The 18250-nt window shown below is 70.6% G+C and carries 17 protein-coding genes; 5 read left to right on the forward strand and 12 right to left on the reverse strand.

From position 1 onward, the window contains the following. Positions 1-648: 648 nt before the first annotated feature. The 4 genes from efeB to N542_RS0120050 all read right to left on the reverse strand — a co-directional run bounded on the left by efeB (position 649) and on the right by N542_RS0120050 (position 4729). Entirely contained in the window at positions 649-1911 is a 1263-nt protein-coding gene (gene efeB / locus N542_RS25820; protein ID WP_036509196.1) for an iron uptake transporter deferrochelatase/peroxidase subunit, read from the reverse strand. Further along, positions 1908-3074, reverse strand: a complete 1167-nt coding sequence (gene efeO / locus N542_RS0120040) for an iron uptake system protein EfeO (RefSeq protein WP_028645448.1) — start codon at positions 3072-3074, stop codon at positions 1908-1910. The genes efeB and efeO overlap by 4 nt, the downstream gene beginning before the upstream one ends. Before the next feature lie 24 nt (positions 3075-3098). Continuing rightward, entirely contained in the window at positions 3099-3959 is an 861-nt protein-coding gene (gene efeU / locus N542_RS0120045) for an iron uptake transporter permease EfeU (RefSeq protein ID WP_028645449.1), read from the reverse strand. 62 nt (positions 3960-4021) lie between these two features. Beyond that, positions 4022-4729, reverse strand: coding sequence for a DsbA family oxidoreductase (locus N542_RS0120050; protein ID WP_028645450.1), 708 nt, complete (start codon positions 4727-4729; stop codon positions 4022-4024). Between the two features lie 115 nt (positions 4730-4844). Between N542_RS0120050 and N542_RS0120055 the strand changes: the two genes are divergently transcribed. Beyond that, a complete protein-coding gene (locus tag N542_RS0120055) occupies positions 4845-6074 on the forward strand; it encodes a DUF4185 domain-containing protein (RefSeq protein WP_028645451.1) in 1230 nt (409 codons plus the stop codon). A 472-nt stretch (positions 6075-6546) separates the two neighbouring features. After that, the gene (locus N542_RS26840; RefSeq protein ID WP_028645452.1) at positions 6547-7794 is read left to right on the forward strand and encodes an HNH endonuclease signature motif containing protein; all 1248 of its coding nucleotides are present in this window, start codon (positions 6547-6549) and stop codon (positions 7792-7794) included. Positions 7795-8014: 220 nt separating this feature from the next. On the opposite strand, the gene N542_RS26845 is transcribed toward N542_RS26840, so the two are convergent. Then, the gene (locus tag N542_RS26845) at positions 8015-9808 is read right to left on the reverse strand and encodes a sensor histidine kinase (RefSeq protein ID WP_051552136.1); all 1794 of its coding nucleotides are present in this window, start codon (positions 9806-9808) and stop codon (positions 8015-8017) included. Positions 9809-9990: 182 nt separating this feature from the next. Here N542_RS26845 and N542_RS25835 point away from each other — a divergent pair, with 182 nt between their 5' ends. Further along, the gene (locus tag N542_RS25835; RefSeq protein WP_081795398.1) at positions 9991-10707 is read left to right on the forward strand and encodes a GntR family transcriptional regulator; all 717 of its coding nucleotides are present in this window, start codon (positions 9991-9993) and stop codon (positions 10705-10707) included. 91 nt (positions 10708-10798) lie between these two features. Here the strand turns inward: N542_RS25835 and ilvC are convergent, their stop codons facing one another. The 6 genes from ilvC to N542_RS0120100 form a co-directional block, all read right to left on the reverse strand. Then, positions 10799-11827 (reverse strand): ketol-acid reductoisomerase, encoded by a 1029-nt coding sequence (gene ilvC, locus N542_RS0120075; RefSeq protein WP_028645453.1) that lies wholly within the window; start codon positions 11825-11827, stop codon positions 10799-10801. 65 nt (positions 11828-11892) lie between these two features. Next, positions 11893-12450, reverse strand: coding sequence for an acetolactate synthase small subunit (ilvN, locus tag N542_RS0120080; RefSeq protein WP_028645454.1), 558 nt, complete (start codon positions 12448-12450; stop codon positions 11893-11895). Further along, a complete protein-coding gene (locus tag N542_RS0120085) occupies positions 12447-14201 on the reverse strand; it encodes an acetolactate synthase large subunit (protein ID WP_028645455.1) in 1755 nt (584 codons plus the stop codon). The genes ilvN and N542_RS0120085 overlap by 4 nt, the downstream gene beginning before the upstream one ends. Positions 14202-14443: 242 nt before the next feature. Beyond that, the gene (locus N542_RS0120090; protein WP_051552140.1) at positions 14444-15112 is read right to left on the reverse strand and encodes a VOC family protein; all 669 of its coding nucleotides are present in this window, start codon (positions 15110-15112) and stop codon (positions 14444-14446) included. Beyond that, positions 15109-15333 carry a VOC family protein gene (locus N542_RS25840; protein WP_081795437.1) on the reverse strand — a complete coding sequence of 75 codons (225 nt, stop codon included), beginning with the start codon at positions 15331-15333 and terminating at the stop codon, positions 15109-15111. Before N542_RS25840 ends, N542_RS0120090 begins: the two co-directional genes overlap by 4 nt. Positions 15334-15365: 32 nt before the next feature. Beyond that, complete coding sequence (locus N542_RS0120100; RefSeq protein WP_028645457.1) at positions 15366-16055, reverse strand: GNAT family N-acetyltransferase; 690 nt, start codon at positions 16053-16055, stop codon at positions 15366-15368. A gap of 22 nt (positions 16056-16077) precedes the next feature. Between N542_RS0120100 and N542_RS25845 the strand changes: the two genes are divergently transcribed. Continuing rightward, on the forward strand, positions 16078-16740 hold the full coding sequence (locus tag N542_RS25845) for a Pr6Pr family membrane protein (protein WP_036509030.1): 663 nt from the start codon (positions 16078-16080) through the stop codon (positions 16738-16740). Beyond that, complete coding sequence (locus N542_RS0120110) at positions 16737-17087, forward strand: UBP-type zinc finger domain-containing protein (RefSeq protein WP_028645458.1); 351 nt, start codon at positions 16737-16739, stop codon at positions 17085-17087. Before N542_RS25845 ends, N542_RS0120110 begins: the two co-directional genes overlap by 4 nt. Positions 17088-17090: 3 nt before the next feature. Here N542_RS0120110 and N542_RS0120115 read toward each other — a convergent pair whose 3' ends face one another. Beyond that, on the reverse strand, positions 17091-18068 hold the full coding sequence (locus N542_RS0120115; protein WP_231482783.1) for a S66 family peptidase: 978 nt from the start codon (positions 18066-18068) through the stop codon (positions 17091-17093). Between the last annotated feature and the right edge of the window lie 182 nt (positions 18069-18250).

The raw sequence follows: 18250 nt of genomic DNA on the forward strand, positions 1-18250 counted from the left end.
ACCCGCGAACGACGCCCTGCCCACGCTGCGGGGGTTTCGAGGCTCGGGCCAAGCGGCCCTCACACCTCAACCACCGGACACGACGTACGGCGTCACCGGTGGTCGAGCAGCGAAGGCGCGCTGGCGCCTGAGCGTCGTCGAGACCCCCGCAGCCCACCCGCGACATCGACCGGGGTACGCCGTACATCGTCGCCGGTGGTCGAGCAGCGAAGGCGCGCTGGCGCCTGAGCGTCGTCGAGACCCCCGCGGCCCACGCGCGACGGCGACCGACGCGAACGACGCCCTGCACACGCTGCGGAGGTTTCGAGGCTCGGGCCTAGCGGCCCTCACACCTCAACCACCGGCGACGCCGTACGTCGCCGGTGGTCGAGCAGCGAAGGCGCCCTGGCGCCTGAGCGTCGTCGAGACCCCCGCAACCCACGCGCGACATCGACCGCCGTACGCCGTACGACGTCGCCGGTGGTCGAGCAGCGAAGGCGCGCTGGCGCCTGAGCGACGTCGAGACCCCCGCAGCCCACGCGCGAACGACGCCCAGCCCACGCTGCGGGGGTTTCGAGGCTCGGGCCTAGCGGCCCTCGCACCTCAACCACCGGGGAGACCGGTTTCGAGGCTCGGGCCTGGCGGCCCTCACACCTCAACCACCGGGGGTCAGGTGAAGAGGGACTGGCCGACGTACTCACCGGGGCCGATGCCGGGGGGTACGGCGAAGAGGGCGGAGCCGGTCACCTTGACGTACTCCATCAGCGCGTCGGACTTCGCCATCGCGTTCTGGATCGGGATGAAGTGGGTGTCCGGGTCGGTGACGTAGGCGATGAAGAACAGTCCGGCGTCGAGGCCGCCGATGGGGTTGGAGCCGTCGACGAAGTTGTAGCCGCGTCGCAGCATCCGCGCGCCGTTGTTGAAGTCCGGGTGCACGAGCCGGACGTGCGCGTCCTTCGCGATCACCGGCCCGTCGCTGCCGGGCATCGAGAAGTTCGGCTCGGTGAACTCGGTGCCGCCCGAGAGCGGCGCACCACTGGCCTTGGTGCGGCCGACGAAGTCCTCCTGGTCACCGAGCGTCTGCCGGTCCCAGATCTCGATGTGCATGTTGAAGCGACGCGCGACCAGGTAGGAGCCGCCGGCCAGCCACTCGGCCTTGGCGTCGGCACCGGGGGCGACCCAGACGTGCTTCTCGACGTCCTTGGTCTCCTCGGACTTGATGTTGGCGGTGCCGTCCTTGAAGCCGAAGAGGTTGCGTGGCGTGGACTGGGCGGTCGAGGTGGTCGACGTACGCCCGAAGCCGAGCTGCGACCAGCGCACTGCGACCGTGCCGAAGCCGATCCGCGCGAGGTTGCGGATCGCGTGCACCGCGACCTGCGGATCGTCGGCGCACGCCTGGACGCAGAGGTCGCCGTACGACTTCTCGGGGTCGAGCACGTCGGCCGGGAAGTGCGGCAGGGTGCGCAGGGCGGCGGGCTGGCGGTCCGCGAGCGCGAAGCGGTCCTTGCCGTCGGCGTCGCGGAAGAGCGACGGGCCGAAGCCGAAGGTGATCGTCAGGCCACCGGCGCTCAGGCCGATCGCCTCTCCGGTGTCGTCCGGCGGCAGGTTGGTGGAGCCCTGGGTCGGGCCGACCTCTCCGGCCGGCAGGCCGCGGGTCATCCGGTCGGCCGCCTCGGTCCACGCCTTCAGCAGGGCGATCAGCTGCGCCCGGGATCCGGTGGTCACGTCGAAGGCGGCGAAGTGCAGCCGGTCCTGAGCCGGCGTGGTGATGCCGGCTTGGTGCTCGCCGCGGAAGGCGTACGCGTCGCCCGGGTCGGCGCTCGACCCGCCGCCGTCAGCCGCACTCGCGCGACCCGCCGCGAACGCGCCGGCCGTCAGGCCGACGGCGGCGACGCCGCCTCCGACCAGTCCGCGTCGAGAGACCCCGTTCAGGACAGCACCGCCGCCGTGAGCTGGGACAACGGCTCCGAGAGCGCGTTGACCGCGTTGACGAGTGCCTTGATCTCGTCCTGGGTCAGGTCGTCGTAGAAGGTGAAGCCGGTGTCGGTCTTCTGCGCGTCGAGCAGCTTCTGCAGGTCGGCGAACCGGTCGGTGAGCGTCGTGGCGAGCTCGGGGTTGGACTGCTCGACGATCGGCTTGAGACCCTCGAAGCCGACCCGGGCGCCGTCGACGTTGGCCTGGAAGTCCCACAGGTCGGTGTGCGACCAGAACTCCTCCTCGCCGGTGACCTTGCCGGCGGCGACCTCCTCGAGCAGGCCGCGCGAGCCGTTCGCGATCTGGTCGACGGTGTAGTCGAGGCCCTGGACACGCTCGTCGAGGGTGGTGATGTTCTTCATCAGGTCATCGGCGTACGTCGCACGCTCGGCCGGCGTCAGCGGGGTGTAGTCCTTCGCCAGCTCGGGCCACAGGTCCTTCTCGATCCGGTGCCAGCCGGTCCACTTCTGGCCGGGCTCGAGGTCGGCCTCGCGGGCGTCGGTCCTCGGGTCGAGGTCGCCGAACGACTCGGCGACGGTCTCGATGCGCTCCCAGTGGGTGCGCGCCTCGGGGTAGAGGGTGCGGGCCGCGTCATCGTCGCCGGCCTTGTAGAGCTTGACGAACTCCTCGGTCTTGGCCACCAGCTGGTCGGACTGGTCCTGGACGTACGCCGCGTAGTTGGTCAGCGCGGCGTCGACCAACTGCTGGTCGTCGGCGGAGACGGACGGCTCGTCACCGGACTTGCTGACGGTGAAGTCGGCGCGGATGCCGTCGCCCTTCATGCCCGGCTTGCAGGCGGTGAAGTACGTGCCGGCCGGAGCGTTGACGACCAGCTGGCGCGAGAGCTGGGGGCCGACGTTCTCGACCTCGGCGACGATCCGGAGACCGTCCTCGCCGAGCAGGTAGAACTCGGTGACCTGCGATCCGTCGTTGGTGACGTCGAAGGTGACGGTGCCCGAGGGGACCTTCGCGGACGAGACCTTGCAGTCCTTGTCGGTCGAGGTGACCGAGACCGTGCGGGCGTCGCCGGACTTGCCGCCGTCGTCCTTGGCGTTCTCGGTGCACGCGGCGAAGAACGGAGTGGTGGCCAGCAGGGCTGCCACGATCAGGGGCTTGCGCATCGGTGTCGGTTTTCCTTCGGGCGGTCAGTGGCTGACAGGGGTGGACTGCTGCGCCGGTGCGGCGGGAGCGGCACGGCGGCGCAGGGTGAGGATGAAGATCGTCATGGTGGGGACGACGTACAGCACCCAGACGACGGCCTCGAGCCACGTCGTGGCCGGGGAGAAGTTGAAGACGCCCTTGAGGATCGTGGCGTACCAGCTGGTCGGGTCGATCGTGTCGGACACGTCCCACGCCAGGTTGTTGAGCCCGGGCAGGATGCCAGCCTCCTGCAGGTCGTGGACGCCGTACGACAGCACGCCGGCGGCGACGATGATGAGGAAGCCACCGGTCCAGGCGAAGAACGTGCTCAGGTTGATCGAGATCGCGCCGCGGTAGATGAGGTAGCCGAGCACGACCGCCGTCGCGATGCCGAGGGCGGCGCCGACCAGCGGCTGCCACGACGCGTCGGTGTCGCGGGTCGCGGCCTCGGTCGTGGACCAGATGAACAGCGCGGTCTCGAGGCCCTCACGGCCCACGGCGAGCATGGCGACGAGCGCCAGCGCGAACCAGTTGCCGTCGGCGGCGTCGTCGATCTGGCCGCGGAGCTCGCCGCTGATGCTCCGGGCGGCGCGGGCCATCCAGAAGATCATCCAGGTCACGAAGACGACCGCGACGATGGACAGGATCCCGCCGATGGCCTCCTGCGCCTTGAACGTCAGGCCGCGCGGGCCGTAGAAGAGCGCGAAGCCGAAGGCCAGGGAGACCAGCACGGCGATCGCGACGCCGAGCCAGATCCGCGGCAGCAGGTGGCGGCGACCGGTCTTGACCAGGTAGGCCACGAGGATGCTCACGACGAGCGACGCCTCGAGGCCTTCACGGAGGCCGATCAGATAGTTCGCGAGCACAGTTCGCGATCGTACGCCTGCATCTTAGGTTTGCCTAACCATAGGTGGCACGGATCACGCGATCAGATCGCACACCCGTCGGGCCCGCAGGCGTCGGCGTCGCCGCCGGCCATCTGCAGCGTCGGGTGCGACGCGGCCCACGCCTGGTCGAGGACCTGGCTGAAAACCTCGGCCGGCTGCGCGCCGGAGACGCCGTACGCCTGGTCGACGACGAAGAACGGCACGCCGGTCGCGCCGTACGCCCGGGCCTGGGCGATGTCGGCCGCGACGGCGTCGGCGTACTCGTCGCTCGCGAGGACCTCGCGGACGCGCGCCTCCTCGAGCCCGACGCTGACGGCGCTCGCGGCGAGGACGTCGTGGTCGCCGACGTCGGCGGCGCTCTCGAAGTACGCCGAGAGCAGCGCCTCCTTGAGCTGGCGCTGGAGCGCGGGTCCCCCGGTCCGGAGCGCGAGGTGCAGGAGGCGGTGGGCGTCGATGGTGTTGGTGTGCACGGTGTCGAAGAGCCGCATCGCGAGGCCCTCCTCGGCGGCGACGTCGATCAGCTGCTGCTGCATCTGGCGCATCTCGGCCTCGGGGCGCCCGTACTTGCGCGCGATCACGCCGGTGCTCAGCTCGTGGCCGTGGTGGGGGGCGCTCGGGTCCAGCTCGAAGGAGCGGTAGACGACCTCGACGTCGTCCGCGTGCTCGAACGTGGACAGCGCGGTCTCCAGACGGCGCTTGCCGACGAAGCACCACGGGCAGACGACGTCGCTCCAGATCTCGATCTTCACGTGGGTGCCAACGCCGTCCGGGGCGCGGATTGTTCCTGCCGGCCGCCCCGGGTGACTCTCGTCCCATCGGCCGGGTTCCGCTCAAGTCTCGTCACCACCACACGATCTGGATCGTGTGCCGTACGGGAGTCAGAGCCAGCGTCGCCGAGCGCCGTACGCGAACCGCGTCGGTGGTCGCGCGGTCCTGCGCGCCATCGCGGCCGCGGCCCTGCTCGGCGTGACGGTCGCTCCGGTGAACGCCGTACCCGTCGTCCCCGCATCGTTGTCCGGCGTCGCCGAGTCGCCGGCCCGGCAGGCTGTCGCGGCTCGTACGTCGCGCTGCACCGACCCGGCGCCCACCACCGCGGCCGGCTACCAGCGGATGTTCGACGCCAAGAACGACTGGACCTGGTCCGGCGGCGACCAGGGCAGCACCGTCCCACTGCCTGACGGACGGGTGGTGTGGCTGTTCGCAGACACCCTTCTCGGGCGGCAGACCTCGTCGGGGCGGCGGGCTGCGAACACCCGCATGATCCACAGCTCGCTGGTCATCCAGGATCGCGGCTGCCTGACCGGGGTCACCGGACGCCGTGGCGGTTCGGTGATCCCCGAGCCGACCCCAACGTCGTGGTACTGGCCGCAGCAGGGCGTCATCGACGGTGGCAAGCTCGTGATCTTCGCGATCCGGGCCACCCAGGCAGCCGGGCCCGGCGCGTTCGGCTTCAGGACCGTCGGCGTCGACGCGGCCGTCTTCTCCCTGCCGAAGACGCGCGCGGAGGTCCCGACGTACCAGCGGATGGCCGGCACCCCCGCCTCCAGGTCCGGCACCGCCGGCATCCTGTGGGGTGTCAGCCTCACCAGCGATGCGCGCTACCACTACGTCTACGGCACCAGGTGGACCGCTCACTACCTCGGCAAGGCCGTCTACGTCGCCCGGGTGCCGCACGGCCGCCTGGCGAGGCCGTCGGCCTGGCAGTACTGGACCGGCAGCTCGTGGGCCGCCCGACGACCTGCCGCGGCCCGGCCCGTGGTCTCCGCCGCCCACGACAGCTGGTCGACGTCGTTCAGCGCATCGCGCACGAGCTCGGGCTACGAGTTCGTCACCAAGGCCGGCGACGTGTACGGCGCCGACGTCGTCAAGGTGCGCGCCTCGAGCCCGGTCGGCCCCTTCTCGTCGACCACGGTCAACAACTCGGCCCCCTCGACGAGCACGGTGCTGCAGTACAACCCGCTCGGTCACCCCGAGCTCCCCGTCCGGGGCGGCTACCTCGGCCACATCAGCCGCAACCTGAACTCGACCAGCACCGCGGCCATCAACAAGGACGCTGACCAGTACAAGCCGCAGTTCTTCGTCGTCACCCCGTAGACCGCCGCCGGCACGAGGCGCGAGCCGCGAGGCGTCCGGTGGTTGAGGTGCGAGGGCCGCCAGGCCCGAGCCTCGAAACCCCCGCAGCAAAGACAGCGCAATGGCTCCCGGTGGTTGAGGTGCGAGGCGCGCCAGCGCCGAGCCTCGAAACCCCCGCAGGAAAACCAGGGCAACGAGCACGGCATCCAGGTCCGCTCGGGCGGGCCGCCGACAGGGCAGCTACGCGTGTACGGCGGCCCGTGGCTTGCGGTCGCCGACCGGCCCACCGGTGGTTGAGGTGCGAGGGCCGCCAGGCCCGAGCCTCGAAACCACCACCCAGAACACGTCGCTCGCGGCTGATGGATGCCCTCCACAGGCCGTCGCTCCGGGTGTGGAAGAACCCCACTGATCGTGACCTCTTCGTGACCCAGAACCCTGTGAAAACAGGGGTTCTGGGCCTCTCACTGTCGGTGGTCAGTGCTTGGCTAGAACCATGACCACGACCACCACACCCCACCACCAGGTGGCGCAAGCGACCGCGCAGATGCGTGCTGTTGCCGACGCTCTGGTGGAGGCATCGGTGTGGTCGATGAGTGCGCCCGAGGCGGCGTCAACGCTAGTCGAGCTCACGCGACTGGAAGCCCAGGTCGTCGAGCTCAAGACCCGGGTCGCCGCGCATGCCGATGAGGTCGAGGTGGGCACCGACGTGGGCGCGACGAGCACGTCGAACTGGTATGCCCATCAGACCCGGGAGACCAGGTCAGCGGCGTACCGGACCGTGCGCCGCGGCTACGACCTCGGTACCTACGACCGGGTCCGGACCTCACTGGCACGCGGCGACCTGCGGCCCGAGCAGGCCGACGTGATCATCCGGTCGATCAAGGCGCTCCCGGCCGGTCTGGACCCGGAGCTGCTGATCAAGGCCGAGGAGCACCTCGTCACCGCCGCGGGAGAGCACGACGCGAAGCGCCTCACCATCCTCGGGCGCCGACTCCTGGAGGTCATCGCACCCGACCTCGCCGACCAGCACGAGTCCGACCTCCTCGAACGAGAAGAGACCAAAGCAACACAGGCATGCCGGCTCACGATGAGCGACGACGGGCACGGCAAGGTCCACGGACGCTTCACCCTCCCGGCCCTGCAGGCAGCAGAGCTGAAGAAGATGCTCCTCGCGCTCGCCGCACCCAAGCACCTCGCCGCCACCCACGGACCCGGCGTCGAACGCAGACCCGGACCCGAGCGGATGGGCCGAGCGTTCTGCGAGCTCATCGAGAGAATCTCCGCGAAGGATCTGCCCCAGGTAGGCGGCAGGGACGCGACCATCGTGGTCACCATCGATCACGACACCCTCCTCGGCCGGCTCGAGAAGGCCGGGGTCCTCGACACCGGTGAGCGGATCAGCCCAGCCGCAGCCAGAAGGCTTGCGTGCACCGCGAAGATCATCCCCGTCGTCCTCGGCGACGACTCGCAGGTCCTCGACGTCGGCAGGGCACGCAGGTTCTTCACCAAGGCCCAGCTCACCGCCCTGAGTCTTCGGGACGGCGGCTGCGTGGCTGAGGGGTGTGACTGGCCGCCGTGGATGTGCCACGCCCACCACTGGACCAGATGGACCGACGGCGGCCCGTCCGACCTCCACAACGCCGGCCTTCTCTGCCCGAGACACCACGCCCGAGCCCACGACCCGACGTACGAGATGGCAAAGCAACCCAACGGCAAGGTCACCTTCACCCGACGCCAATAGGCCGACAAGGCCGACAACTTGCGCGCACGTTGCCCTGCCTACGCTGCGGGGGTTTCGAGACGGCGCTGGCGCGCCTCCTCAACCACCGGGAGTGCGGGGGTTTCGAGACGGCGCTGGCGCGCGTCCTCAACCACCGGGAGTGCGGCGGCTAGAGACGGCGCTCGCGCGCTCCCCAGGCACACCGGATCGGGGGCTGACGCGCCTCAACGGCCGCCGGCCGTCAGGGCACGGACGCGGCCGGGAGGGTGACGGTGAAGGTGGTGCCCTCACCGAGGCGGGAGGCGACCTCGACCTGACCGCCGTGTCGCTCGACGACGGTCGCGACGATGGCCAACCCGAGGCCGGTGCCGGGCTCGTGGAGGGCTTCGGGGTTCTCGGTGCGATAGAAGGCGCGGAAGATCCGGGCCTGGTCCTCCTCCGAGATGCCCAGGCCGTCGTCAGCGACCTCGATCACCACCTCCGCGGCACGTCGCCGGAGGGACACGGAGACCAGACCGCCGGACGGGGTGTACTTCAGCGCGTTGCTGACGAGGTTCCCGATCAGCTGGTCGAGCTCGGTGGGGTCACCGGGCACCAGCAGCGAGGCGTCGTCGAGGTGGACGTCAAGCGTGAGTCCCTTCGAGGACGCCGTGGAGTCGAGCAGGTCGACGACGTCCTCCGTCACGCGGCGCAGGTCGATCGGGACCCGGGCCAGCGGGTGCCGCGGATGGCTCACCCGGGCCAGCAGCATCAGGTCGTCGACGACCTTCTGCATCCGGTCCGCGCCGCGACCCATCGCGTCCAGGAAGCCCGTCGCCCGGTCATCGAGGCCCAGGCCGCCGACGATCTCGAGGTTGCCGGAGATCACCGTGAGCGGCGTACGCAGCTCGTGCGACAACGTGGCGAAGAGCTGGCTGCGGTAGTCGTCGAGCTCCTGCAGCTCGCGCACCAGCGCCCGCTCCCGCTCGAGCGACCGAGCCATCAGCATCGCGGCCCCGACGTCGTGCCCGATCTCGAGCGCCGAGGCCTGCTCGACCAACGACCAGGCGGGGCTGGCGAAGTTGCGCGTCAGCACCAGCAGCCCGAGGCACTCCGTGCCGGCACCGAGAGGTACGGCGAGTGCCCGGTCGAGATCCATGTCCGCCGCGTGGACGAGCGCCTCGTCCACCAGGTCCGCGGTCAGCCCCGGCCGCGGATCGGGTGTCGCGTCGTCCCCGAGCACGAAGACGCTCTGCGCGGCCCAGAGCCGCGGGGCGATCTCCCGCGCGAGATCGACGACGTCGTCACCGATCTTCATCACCTCCCCCGCGCGGTCTCGGGCGTAGCCCCAGCTGCCGCCGTCGGCGTCGAAGACCTCCACCCACAGCCCACTGGCCTCGAAGCCCTCGAGCAACGGACCGTTGGTGTGCACCAGCACGGCCTCCAACGAGGCCTGGGCCGGCATCGCCGCCGACCGGATCAGCCGCCGGGCGGACTCGGCGCGGGCCACCTGGCGCACCAGCTCCTCGCGCTCGAACGCCGTCAGCACGGCGCGCTCCGCCTGCGCGGCGTACTTCTCGAGCAGGTGGCGCTGCGCCGGGCCAGGGCACCGGCCGGAGACCGGACGGTCGACCGACAGCACCCCGACCAGCTCGCCGTCGTCGTCGGAGAGCAGCCCGATGAGCACGTTCTCGGGGTGCCAGGAGTCCGGCTCGTCGATCCGGTCCGGGGCCAGCATCACCCAGTTGCCCTCGAGCTCGATCTGGTGGATGTCGGCGTCGAGGAAGCGGAAGCGACCCCAGCTCTCCGCCCGCTCGAGCACCGGGTCGAGCACCGAGACGGGATCCACGGCGTTCATCAGGTACTCGCGGTGCTCCTCCGGGCCCGTGTAGGCGACGGTCACGAGGTCACCGTCGAGCAACACCGACATCGTCGCGATCTCGAACCCCACCAGCTCGGCCACCGACTCGACCATCAGCTGCAGCACCGCCCGCGCCGAGGAGTCCGACCAACCCGTGTGGTCGGCGTGGCTGGAGGGATTCGGGTCGGGCGCCACGGGATGAACCTATCGGCCCGGCACGTCGACGAGCGGAGTACGCCCCCGCCTCGGCGTCGGATCTTCTGTGAGCCGCGACATCGATCGGGTGGCCGCCGTCAGCCAGTGGGACCGATCGCCGTCCGGTCATGCCACGATTGCCCCGACCGGAGCAGGTCGGTCGACATCTGTAGGAGAGCCGCATGGCCAGCACCGCGCCCCCGGGAGCACCGGTCCGTCCGACCACACATCTGTCGATGGTCGACCGCGTCACCGACGAGCTGCACCGTGCGATCCTCACCGGCGCCATCAGGCCCGGAGCCGTGGTGTCGATCGTCGAGCTGTGCGAGCAGTTCGACGTCAGCCACATCCCCGTCCGCGAGGCGCTGCGCCGCCTGGAGAGCGAAGGACTGGTCAGCCTGCGCCCCGGTCGCTCGGCAGTGGTGGCCTCCCTCAGTCCGGACGACCTCGCCCACATCTACCGACTCCGCCGACTGATCGAGGTCGACCTGGTCATGCGCGCCATGGCCACGATGACCCCCGAGCGGCTCGAGCTGGCGGAGGCCGCGCTGGACGAGTACGCCGATATCGCCCACGAGCCGTCGGCCGTCTCCGCGGCCCACCACGCCTTCCACGCCGCCCTTCTCGACGACGTCACCGGCGCGATCGACCGCCGCGTGCTGGAGATCCTCCGGCACTCGGCCGGCCGCTACCTGCACCTGATGACGGACGACCTCGACCGCGCGCCGGAGACCGCCGCGGCCCGGGTCGACGAGCACCGGGCGCTGCTCGACCTGGCCCGCGCGGGCAAGGCGGAGGCGCTGCGCGACGCGTGGCTCGAGCACCTCGAGAGCAGCGAGGTGGCGCTCCAGCTCGCCCTCCAGCGCCAGCCGGGCGCCGAAGGGTCGGCGCCCGCCTGAGCTGCGGACGGCGGTTGGGTGCCATGACATGCGCCGAGTCGGCGCCAGTTTTCATCCTTGCGGTGAAAACTGGCGCCGACTCGGCTTCGGGTCAGCGGGCGGAGGTGCCCTCGACGTAGTCGGAGTCGTGGCTCTTCACCCAGGCCATGAGCTTGCGCAGCTCGCGGCCGGTCTGCTCGATGGGGTGGGCCTCACCCTTCTTGCGGAACTCGGTGAACTCCGGCGAGCCGTTGTCCATGTCGGAGATGAAGCGCTCGGCGAACTTGCCGTTCTTGATGTCGGCGAGCACGTCCTCCATGTTCTTCTTCACGTCCGGGGTGATGACTCGGGGGCCGGAGACGTAGTCACCGAACTCGGCGGTGTCGGAGACCGACCAGCGCTGCTTGGCGATGCCGCCCTCGTACATCAGGTCGACGATCAGCTTGAGCTCGTGCAGGCACTCGAAGTACGCGACCTCGGGCTGGTAGCCGGCCTCGGTGAGCACCTCGAAGCCGTACATGACCAGCTGCGAGGCGCCACCGCACAGGACGGCCTGCTCACCGAACAGGTCGGTCTCGGTCTCCTCGGTGAAGGTGGTCTTGATGCCGCCGGCACGCAGGCCGCCGATGGCCTTCGCGTACGACAGCGCGAGCGGCCAGGCGTTGCCCGACGCGTCCTTCTCGACGGCGACGAGGACGGGTACGCCGCGCCCGTCGACGTACTCGCGACGGACCAGGTGACCGGGGCCCTTCGGCGCGACCATGAAGACGTCGACGCCCTCGGGCGGGGTGATGTAGCCGAAGCGGATATTGAAGCCGTGACCGAAGACCAGGGTGTCGCCGGCAGCGAGCTGCGGCGCGATCTCCTCGGCGTACAGCTTCCGCTGGTGCTGGTCGGGAGCGAGGATGACGATGACGTCGGCCTCCTCCGCGGCCTCGGCCGGGGTGAGGACGCGCAGGCCCTCGGCCTCCGCCTTCGCCCGGCTCTTGGAGCCCGGCTGCAGGCCGATGCGCACGTCGACGCCCGAGTCGCGCAGGGACAGCGCGTGGGCGTGGCCCTGGCTGCCGTAGCCGATGACCGCGACGTTCTTGCCCTGGATCAGGGACAGGTCGGCGTCGTCGTCGTAGAACATCTCAGCCACTGGGGCTTCTCCTTCTGGTTGGGGTGGTGCGTGCTTGGTGTCGGGACAGGCGCAGGACGCCTGCCTCAACCACCGACGGCTGGGGGGACGGGGATGGTCACCGGGCGCAGGTTGCGCTCGGAGATGGAGCGGGAGCCGCGACCGATCGCGACCATGCCGGACTGCACGAGCTCGCGGATCCCGAAGGGCTCGAGCACGCGCAGGAGGTCGCCCAGCTTGTCGGCGTTGCCGACCGCCTGGATGGTGACGGCGTCCGGGGCGATGTCGACGACCTTGGCGCGGAAGAGCTGGACGGCGTCCAGCACCTGACCCCGGCTCTCGGCGTCGGCCTTGACCTTGACCAGCAGCAGCTCGCGGTTGACCGAGGAGGACCCGTCGAGCTCGACGATCTTGATCACCTCGACCAGCTTGTTGAGCTGCTTGGTGACCTGCTCGAGCGGAGTGTCCTGCACATCGACCACGATCGTCATCCGGGAGATCTCCGGGTGCTCGGTCGGGCCCACGGCGAGCGAGTCGATGTTGAAGCTCCGGCGGCTGAAGAGGCCGGCGATCCGGGCGAGCACGCCGGGCTTGTTCTCGACCAGGACCGAGAGCGTGTGCTTGGTGTTCGTCGAGGTACTCACGGGCGGAGCTCCAGGTCTGCGTCGTCCTCGAACCTCGGGGCGAGGTCACGGGCGTACTTGATGTCGTCGTTGCTGGTCCCGGCGGCGACCATCGGCCACACCATCGCGTCGCGGTGCACCCGGAAGTCGACCACGACGGGCACGTCGTTGATCTCCATCGCCTTGTTGATCGTGGCGTCGACGTCGTCCGGGCTCTCGCACGCGAGACCCACGCAACCGTAGGCGTCGGCCAGCTTCACGAAGTCCGGGATCCGCTTGGAGTGCAGGTCGGTGTTGGAGTAGCGCTCGTTGTAGAAGAGCGTCTGCCACTGCCGGACCATGCCGAGAGACTCGTTGTTGATGATCGCGACCTTGATCGGGATGTCGTTGATCGTGCAGGTCGCGAGCTCCTGGTTGGTCATCTGGAAGCAGCCGTCGCCGTCGATCGCCCAGACGGTCGAGCCGGGCATGCCGACCTTGGCGCCCATGGCGGCGGGCACGGAGAAGCCCATGGTGCCCAGCCCGCCGGAGTTGATCCAGGTGTTGGGGTTCTCGTAGCCGATGAACTGCGCGGCCCACATCTGGTGCTGGCCCACGCCGGAGGTGTAGATCGTCTCCGGGCCGGCGATCGCGCCGAGCCGCTCGATGACGTACTGCGGGGACAGGCCCTCGGCAGGAGTGTCGTAGCCCAGCGGGTAGGTCTTCTTGATGCCCGCGAGGAAGACGACCCAGCCCTCGTAGTCGCCGGTGTTGCCGGCGTCGGCCTCGGCCTTGAGAGCGACGACCAGGTCGCTGATCACCTCGCGGCAGTCGCCGACGATCGGGACGTCGACCGCGCGGTTCTTGCCGATCTCGGCCGGGTCGATGTCCGCGTGGATGATCCGGGCGCCGGGGGCGAACGAGTCGAGGTTGCCGGTGACCCGGTCGTCGAAGCGGGCACCGAGGCTGATGATCAGGTCGGACTTCTGCAGACCGGCGACGGCGGCGACGGTGCCGTGCATGCCGGGCATGCCGAGGTGCTGCGGGTGGCTGTCGGGGAAGGCGCCGCGGGCCATCAGCGTCGTGACGACCGGCATGCCGGTCAGCTCGGCGAGCACCCGGAGCTCCTTCGAGGCGCCGGCGCGGATGGTGCCGCCGCCGACGTAGAGGACCGGGCGGCGCGCCTCGAGGATCAGCCGCGCGGCCTCACGGATCTGCTTGGAGTGCGGCCGGGTCACCGGGCGGTAGCCGGGCAGGTTGAGCTCGGACGGCCAGGAGTACGTCGTCATCGCCTGCAGCGCCGACTTGGCGACGTCCACCAGCACGGGGCCGGGGCGCCCGGTGCTCGCGATGTAGAAGGCCTCCGCGACGGTGCGCGGGATGTCGGCCGGGTCGGTGACCAGGAAGTTGTGCTTGGTGATCGGCATCGTGATGCCGCGGATGTCCGCCTCCTGGAAGGCGTCCGTGCCGATCTGCGCGGCGCCGACCTGGCCGGTGATCGCCACCATCGGTACGGAGTCCATGTGCGCGTCGGCCAGCGGCGTGACGAGGTTGGTCGCGCCCGGACCGGAGGTGGCCATGCAGACGCCGACCCGCCCGCTCGCCGCGGCGTACCCCTGCGCGGCGTGGCCCGCGCCCTGCTCGTGCCGCACGAGGATGTGCCGGATCGAGGAGTCCATGAGGGGGTCGTACGCCGGGAGGATGGCGCCGCCGGGGATGCCGAAGATCTCGGTCGTCCCCGCGGCTTCCAGCGACCTGATGAGGCTCTGGGCCCCTGTCACCTGCTCGCTCATCGATGTCTGTCCTTCTCCTGGAGACCTGCCGTGCCTTGCCCAACAAAAAACCCCTCGGCCCGGAGGGCGACGAGGGGTGACGTGCGCGCTGGAGTCTGTTCGGACTCAGCCCACACGTCGCGTGCGTACAAGGAGGTGCTTGCGCATGCCTCCACGGTAGCCGCACGATCCGCTCGAGCGCACCTGAGTGTGACAGGCGTCCCACTATCTGAGAACCCGGTCCCGCCATGCGGTCACCGACCTCAGTTGTTGCGGCCCTCCGGGGTGCAGACGCAGGCCTTGTTGCCCTCGGCGTCCGCCAGCACCCAGAAGGCCGGCGCCGCCTCGTCGGACACCAGGGTGCCGCCCGCGGCGAGGGCCGCGTCGATCCGCGACTGCGCCTGCTCGATGGGTACGACGACGTCGAGGTGCCAGCGCTGGCGCGGCGTCTCGTGGGCGTCGGTCTCCTGGGTCCAGACCGTGGGCAGCCGGCCGTCGGGGTCGAGGATCTCCTTGCCGGGGTAGACCGAGCTGGCGTCGTACCCGAGCAGGGCCTGCCAGAACGGCAGCACCCGCTCGCGGTCGGCGGTGTCCAGCCCGAGCTCGAGCACGTGCAGGTCACCGGGCGCGGCCGCGATGCCGAGCTCGGCCGCGATCTCGCTGATCTGCCGGGCCAGGCGGAGGTCGCGGTCGGTCACTCCCCCGACGTCGTGGCTGACCAGCTTGACGCTGACGTGCGGGTAGCGCAGGTCGAGGTCGGGATGGTGGTCGGCCGCCTCAGCGGCGGCACCGATCCGCTGAGCGAGCACCAGCCCCGTGGCGAAGTCGCCGGTCGCGAACCGGGCGTGCAGGCCGCCGAGCAGCCAGCGCCAGTCGGCGAGGCCGGCGTCGCGCGCCTGCGAGTACTTCAACACGGTCTTGTCGTCGCTCATGGCAGTACCACCTGTCCTGTCGGTCCGGGGTTGTAGGCGATCTCCTGCTCGACGTGGTCCTCGACCCACAGCGACAGCACCGGGTGCTCACCCGCCCGGATCATCCGCCCGTCGCCCGGCACGTCCATCGCCGCCGTCCAGCCGAGCCCGTCGAGGTCAAAGGCACGGGTGGCGTCGAGGTCCCGCACGGCGAGCGTCATGAAGCCGATCCCCTGGTCCACGTCCTCCACCCTCGCACAGGGCGCCGCCCCGGTCAGCGCCTCAGCGCCGTGAGCTGACGCCCTCCTTCGTCGAAGTTGGCGGGGTCGAGCCACCGCTCGTGGGCGGCCCTGACTTCCGGCCACTCGGCGTCGGTGATCGAGAACCAGTCGGTGTCGCGGTTGCGGCCCTTGGTCACCATGTGGTTGCGGAAGCGTCCCTCGTAGGTGAAGCCCAGGCGTGCGGCCGCCCGCCGGGACGGCTCGTTGAGGCTGTCGCACTTCCACTCGAAGCGGCGGTAGCCGAGGTCGTCGAACGCGTGCCGCAGGCTCAGGTGGATCGCCTCGGTGGCGGCCCGCGTGCGCTGCAGCGTCCTGGCGTAGAGGACGCCCGCGATCTCGACCTGGCCGGTCCCCGGGTCGATCCGCGTGTACGACGCGATCCCCTGCGCCGCTTGGCCTGTCGGCACCAGCGCGAAGGTGACGAGCTCCGGCGCAGCGAGCGTCTGCTCGACGAGGTCCACCATCGCCGGCACGTCGGCGGGCGGGTCGGTCGGCCGGTAGGTCCACAGCTGCTGGTCGCCGGGGTTGCAGAGGGCGTCGTACAACGCCGCGGCGTGGGTCGTGCCCAGCGGCTCGAGGGTGACGTAGCGGCCGGTCAGCACGATGGGCTCGGGCCGCGGCCGCGGACCCCAGCCGGCCACGACGTCGCCGACCAGCTGGCCGAAGCCGTTCTCCTCAGGCACGGCTGCACCCTAGTCTGCGCACGTGGGAACTACGGGCGCGCGGACCTGGCACCTGCTCACCGCCGTCGTGACGATCGCCGCGCTTCTGCTGCAGCTCGTGCTCGTGCTCCAGGGCGGGACCGTGCTCGACGAGACCGACCCGCCGTCGACCGGCGTCCGGGTCTACCGCTTCTTCGCCTACTTCACGGTGGAGAGCAACCTGCTGGTCGCCGCGGCGGCGGTCACCCTGGCGCTCGACCCGCGCCGTGACGGTGCTGGCTGGCGGATCCTGCGCCTGGCCGGCCTGGTGGCGATCACGGTGACCGCGGTCGTCCACTTCTTCCTGCTGCGGCCCCTGCTCGACCTCGACGGGCTCGACTGGCTCGCCGACAAGTCGCTGCACATGGTGGTGCCGGCGCTGGCGATCATCGGGTGGCTCGGCTGGGGGCCGCGGCCCCGCGTCACCGGTCGGGTCGTCGCGGTCGCGCTGCTCTTCCCGATCCTCTGGGCGGCCTGGACGATGGTCTTCGGCGCGATCGACGGCTGGTACCCCTACCCGTTCCTGGACCCCGACGAGAAGGGCTGGGCCGCGATCGCCGTCGCGCTCGGTGGCATCGCGGTATTCCTCGTCCTGCTCTTCGGCGTCTTCGCGTACGCCGATCGCCGGCTGTCACCCGCCCCCGATCGCGATACCGTCGAACCATGACCTCACGAGCGGGCGTCGATCCCTCTGTGCCGCCGAGCGGCACCGGCTGCGTGGAGTGCGAGGCCGCGGGTGGCTGGTGGGTGCACCTGCGTCGGTGCACCCAGTGCGGCCACATCGGCTGCTGCGACACCTCGCCGTCCCAGCACGCCACCGCACACTTCCAGGCCACCGGCCACCCCGTGATCACCAGCTTCGAGCCCGGTGAGGACTGGTTCTGGGACTACACGACCGACGAAGGCTTCCTCGGTCCGGTGATGTGCCCCGCCACCGAGCGACCGCTGGACCAGACGGTCCCGGGCCCAGCTGAGCGGGTGCCCGCCGACTGGCGCGACCACGTGCACGAGTAGCCCTCAGCCCAGGGTCTGGGTGATCTCCCGCCGCATGCCGTCGACGACGACGCGAGCGAGCGCCCCGGTGACGAGCGGGAGCATCGGCTGGACGTGACCGCAGTCGACGTCGAGGACGACCGGGATGTCGAGCATCCCGAGCGCATCGGCGGCGGCCTCGTGCTGGCTGAGGTCGTCGAACCCCGGTGCGCGGGTGCGGCCCACCAGGACGGCGTCCGCGTCGTCGAACCAGCCCGCCAGCCGCAGGCCGTGCAGGATGCGGGCGATGTCGTACGACGGGTACTCGCAGGCCTCCACGAAGACGATCAGCCCCTCGTCGGACTGCGCCCTGCCGAAGCCGCCCACGTCGCCGTACGGCGTGCCCGCCAGCGCGGTCAGGATCTCCAGGCAGCCACCGATCAGCCGCCCGGTCACGTCCACCGCACCGCCACCCAGGACGGACCAGCCGCCCGACGCGTCCAGCGTCATCGTCGAGACCTCGGGGTCGCCCTCCCAGTCGTCGTGGCCGTCGCTGCGGTAGCGCCCGGGGCCGTGCTGGGTGAAGGTCGAGCCCGTCGGCAGCGCAGCGATCTCGGTCCAGTGCAGGAGGCCGTCGACGGGGACGTACGGCGTGTCCATCAGGTTGGTGCCGTGGATCGCCGCCCAGTCGAGCCGCAGGGTGAGCGGCAGCATCCAGGCGGTCGAGTCGCTGTACCCGACCGTCCACGTCGGCTCTGCCGTCGCGAGCTCCTGCCAGTCCAGCTGGTCCAGCAGGTCGATCGCGAGCTCCCCGCCCCACGGCGGGACGACGGCGCGGATCGCCGGGTCCAGGAGCATCCGGGTCAGCTCGGCGGCGCGCTGCTGCTTCGGCGCGGACGTGACCCGGTCCCCGGACATGCAGTCGCCGACCACGACCTCGTACCCCCGGTCACGCAAGGACGCGAGCGCGACCTCGAGCCGCGGGAGCAGCCGCGCGGGGACCCCGCTGGAGGGTGAGGTCACGCCGATCGTTTCGCCGGGCTGGAGCGGTCGTGGGAAGCGCATGCCCTCAGGTTGTCAGGCTCCTCCACAGACCCGCGGCCCCATCGGTGGTTGAGGAGGGCCGCCAGGCCCGTCTCGAAACCCCCGCAACGGGCGCGCCGGTGGTTGAGGAGGGCCGCCAGGCCCGTCTCGAAACCCCCGCA

The organism is Nocardioides sp. URHA0020, from assembly GCF_000620705.1.
Classification (GTDB): domain Bacteria; phylum Actinomycetota; class Actinomycetes; order Propionibacteriales; family Nocardioidaceae; genus Nocardioides.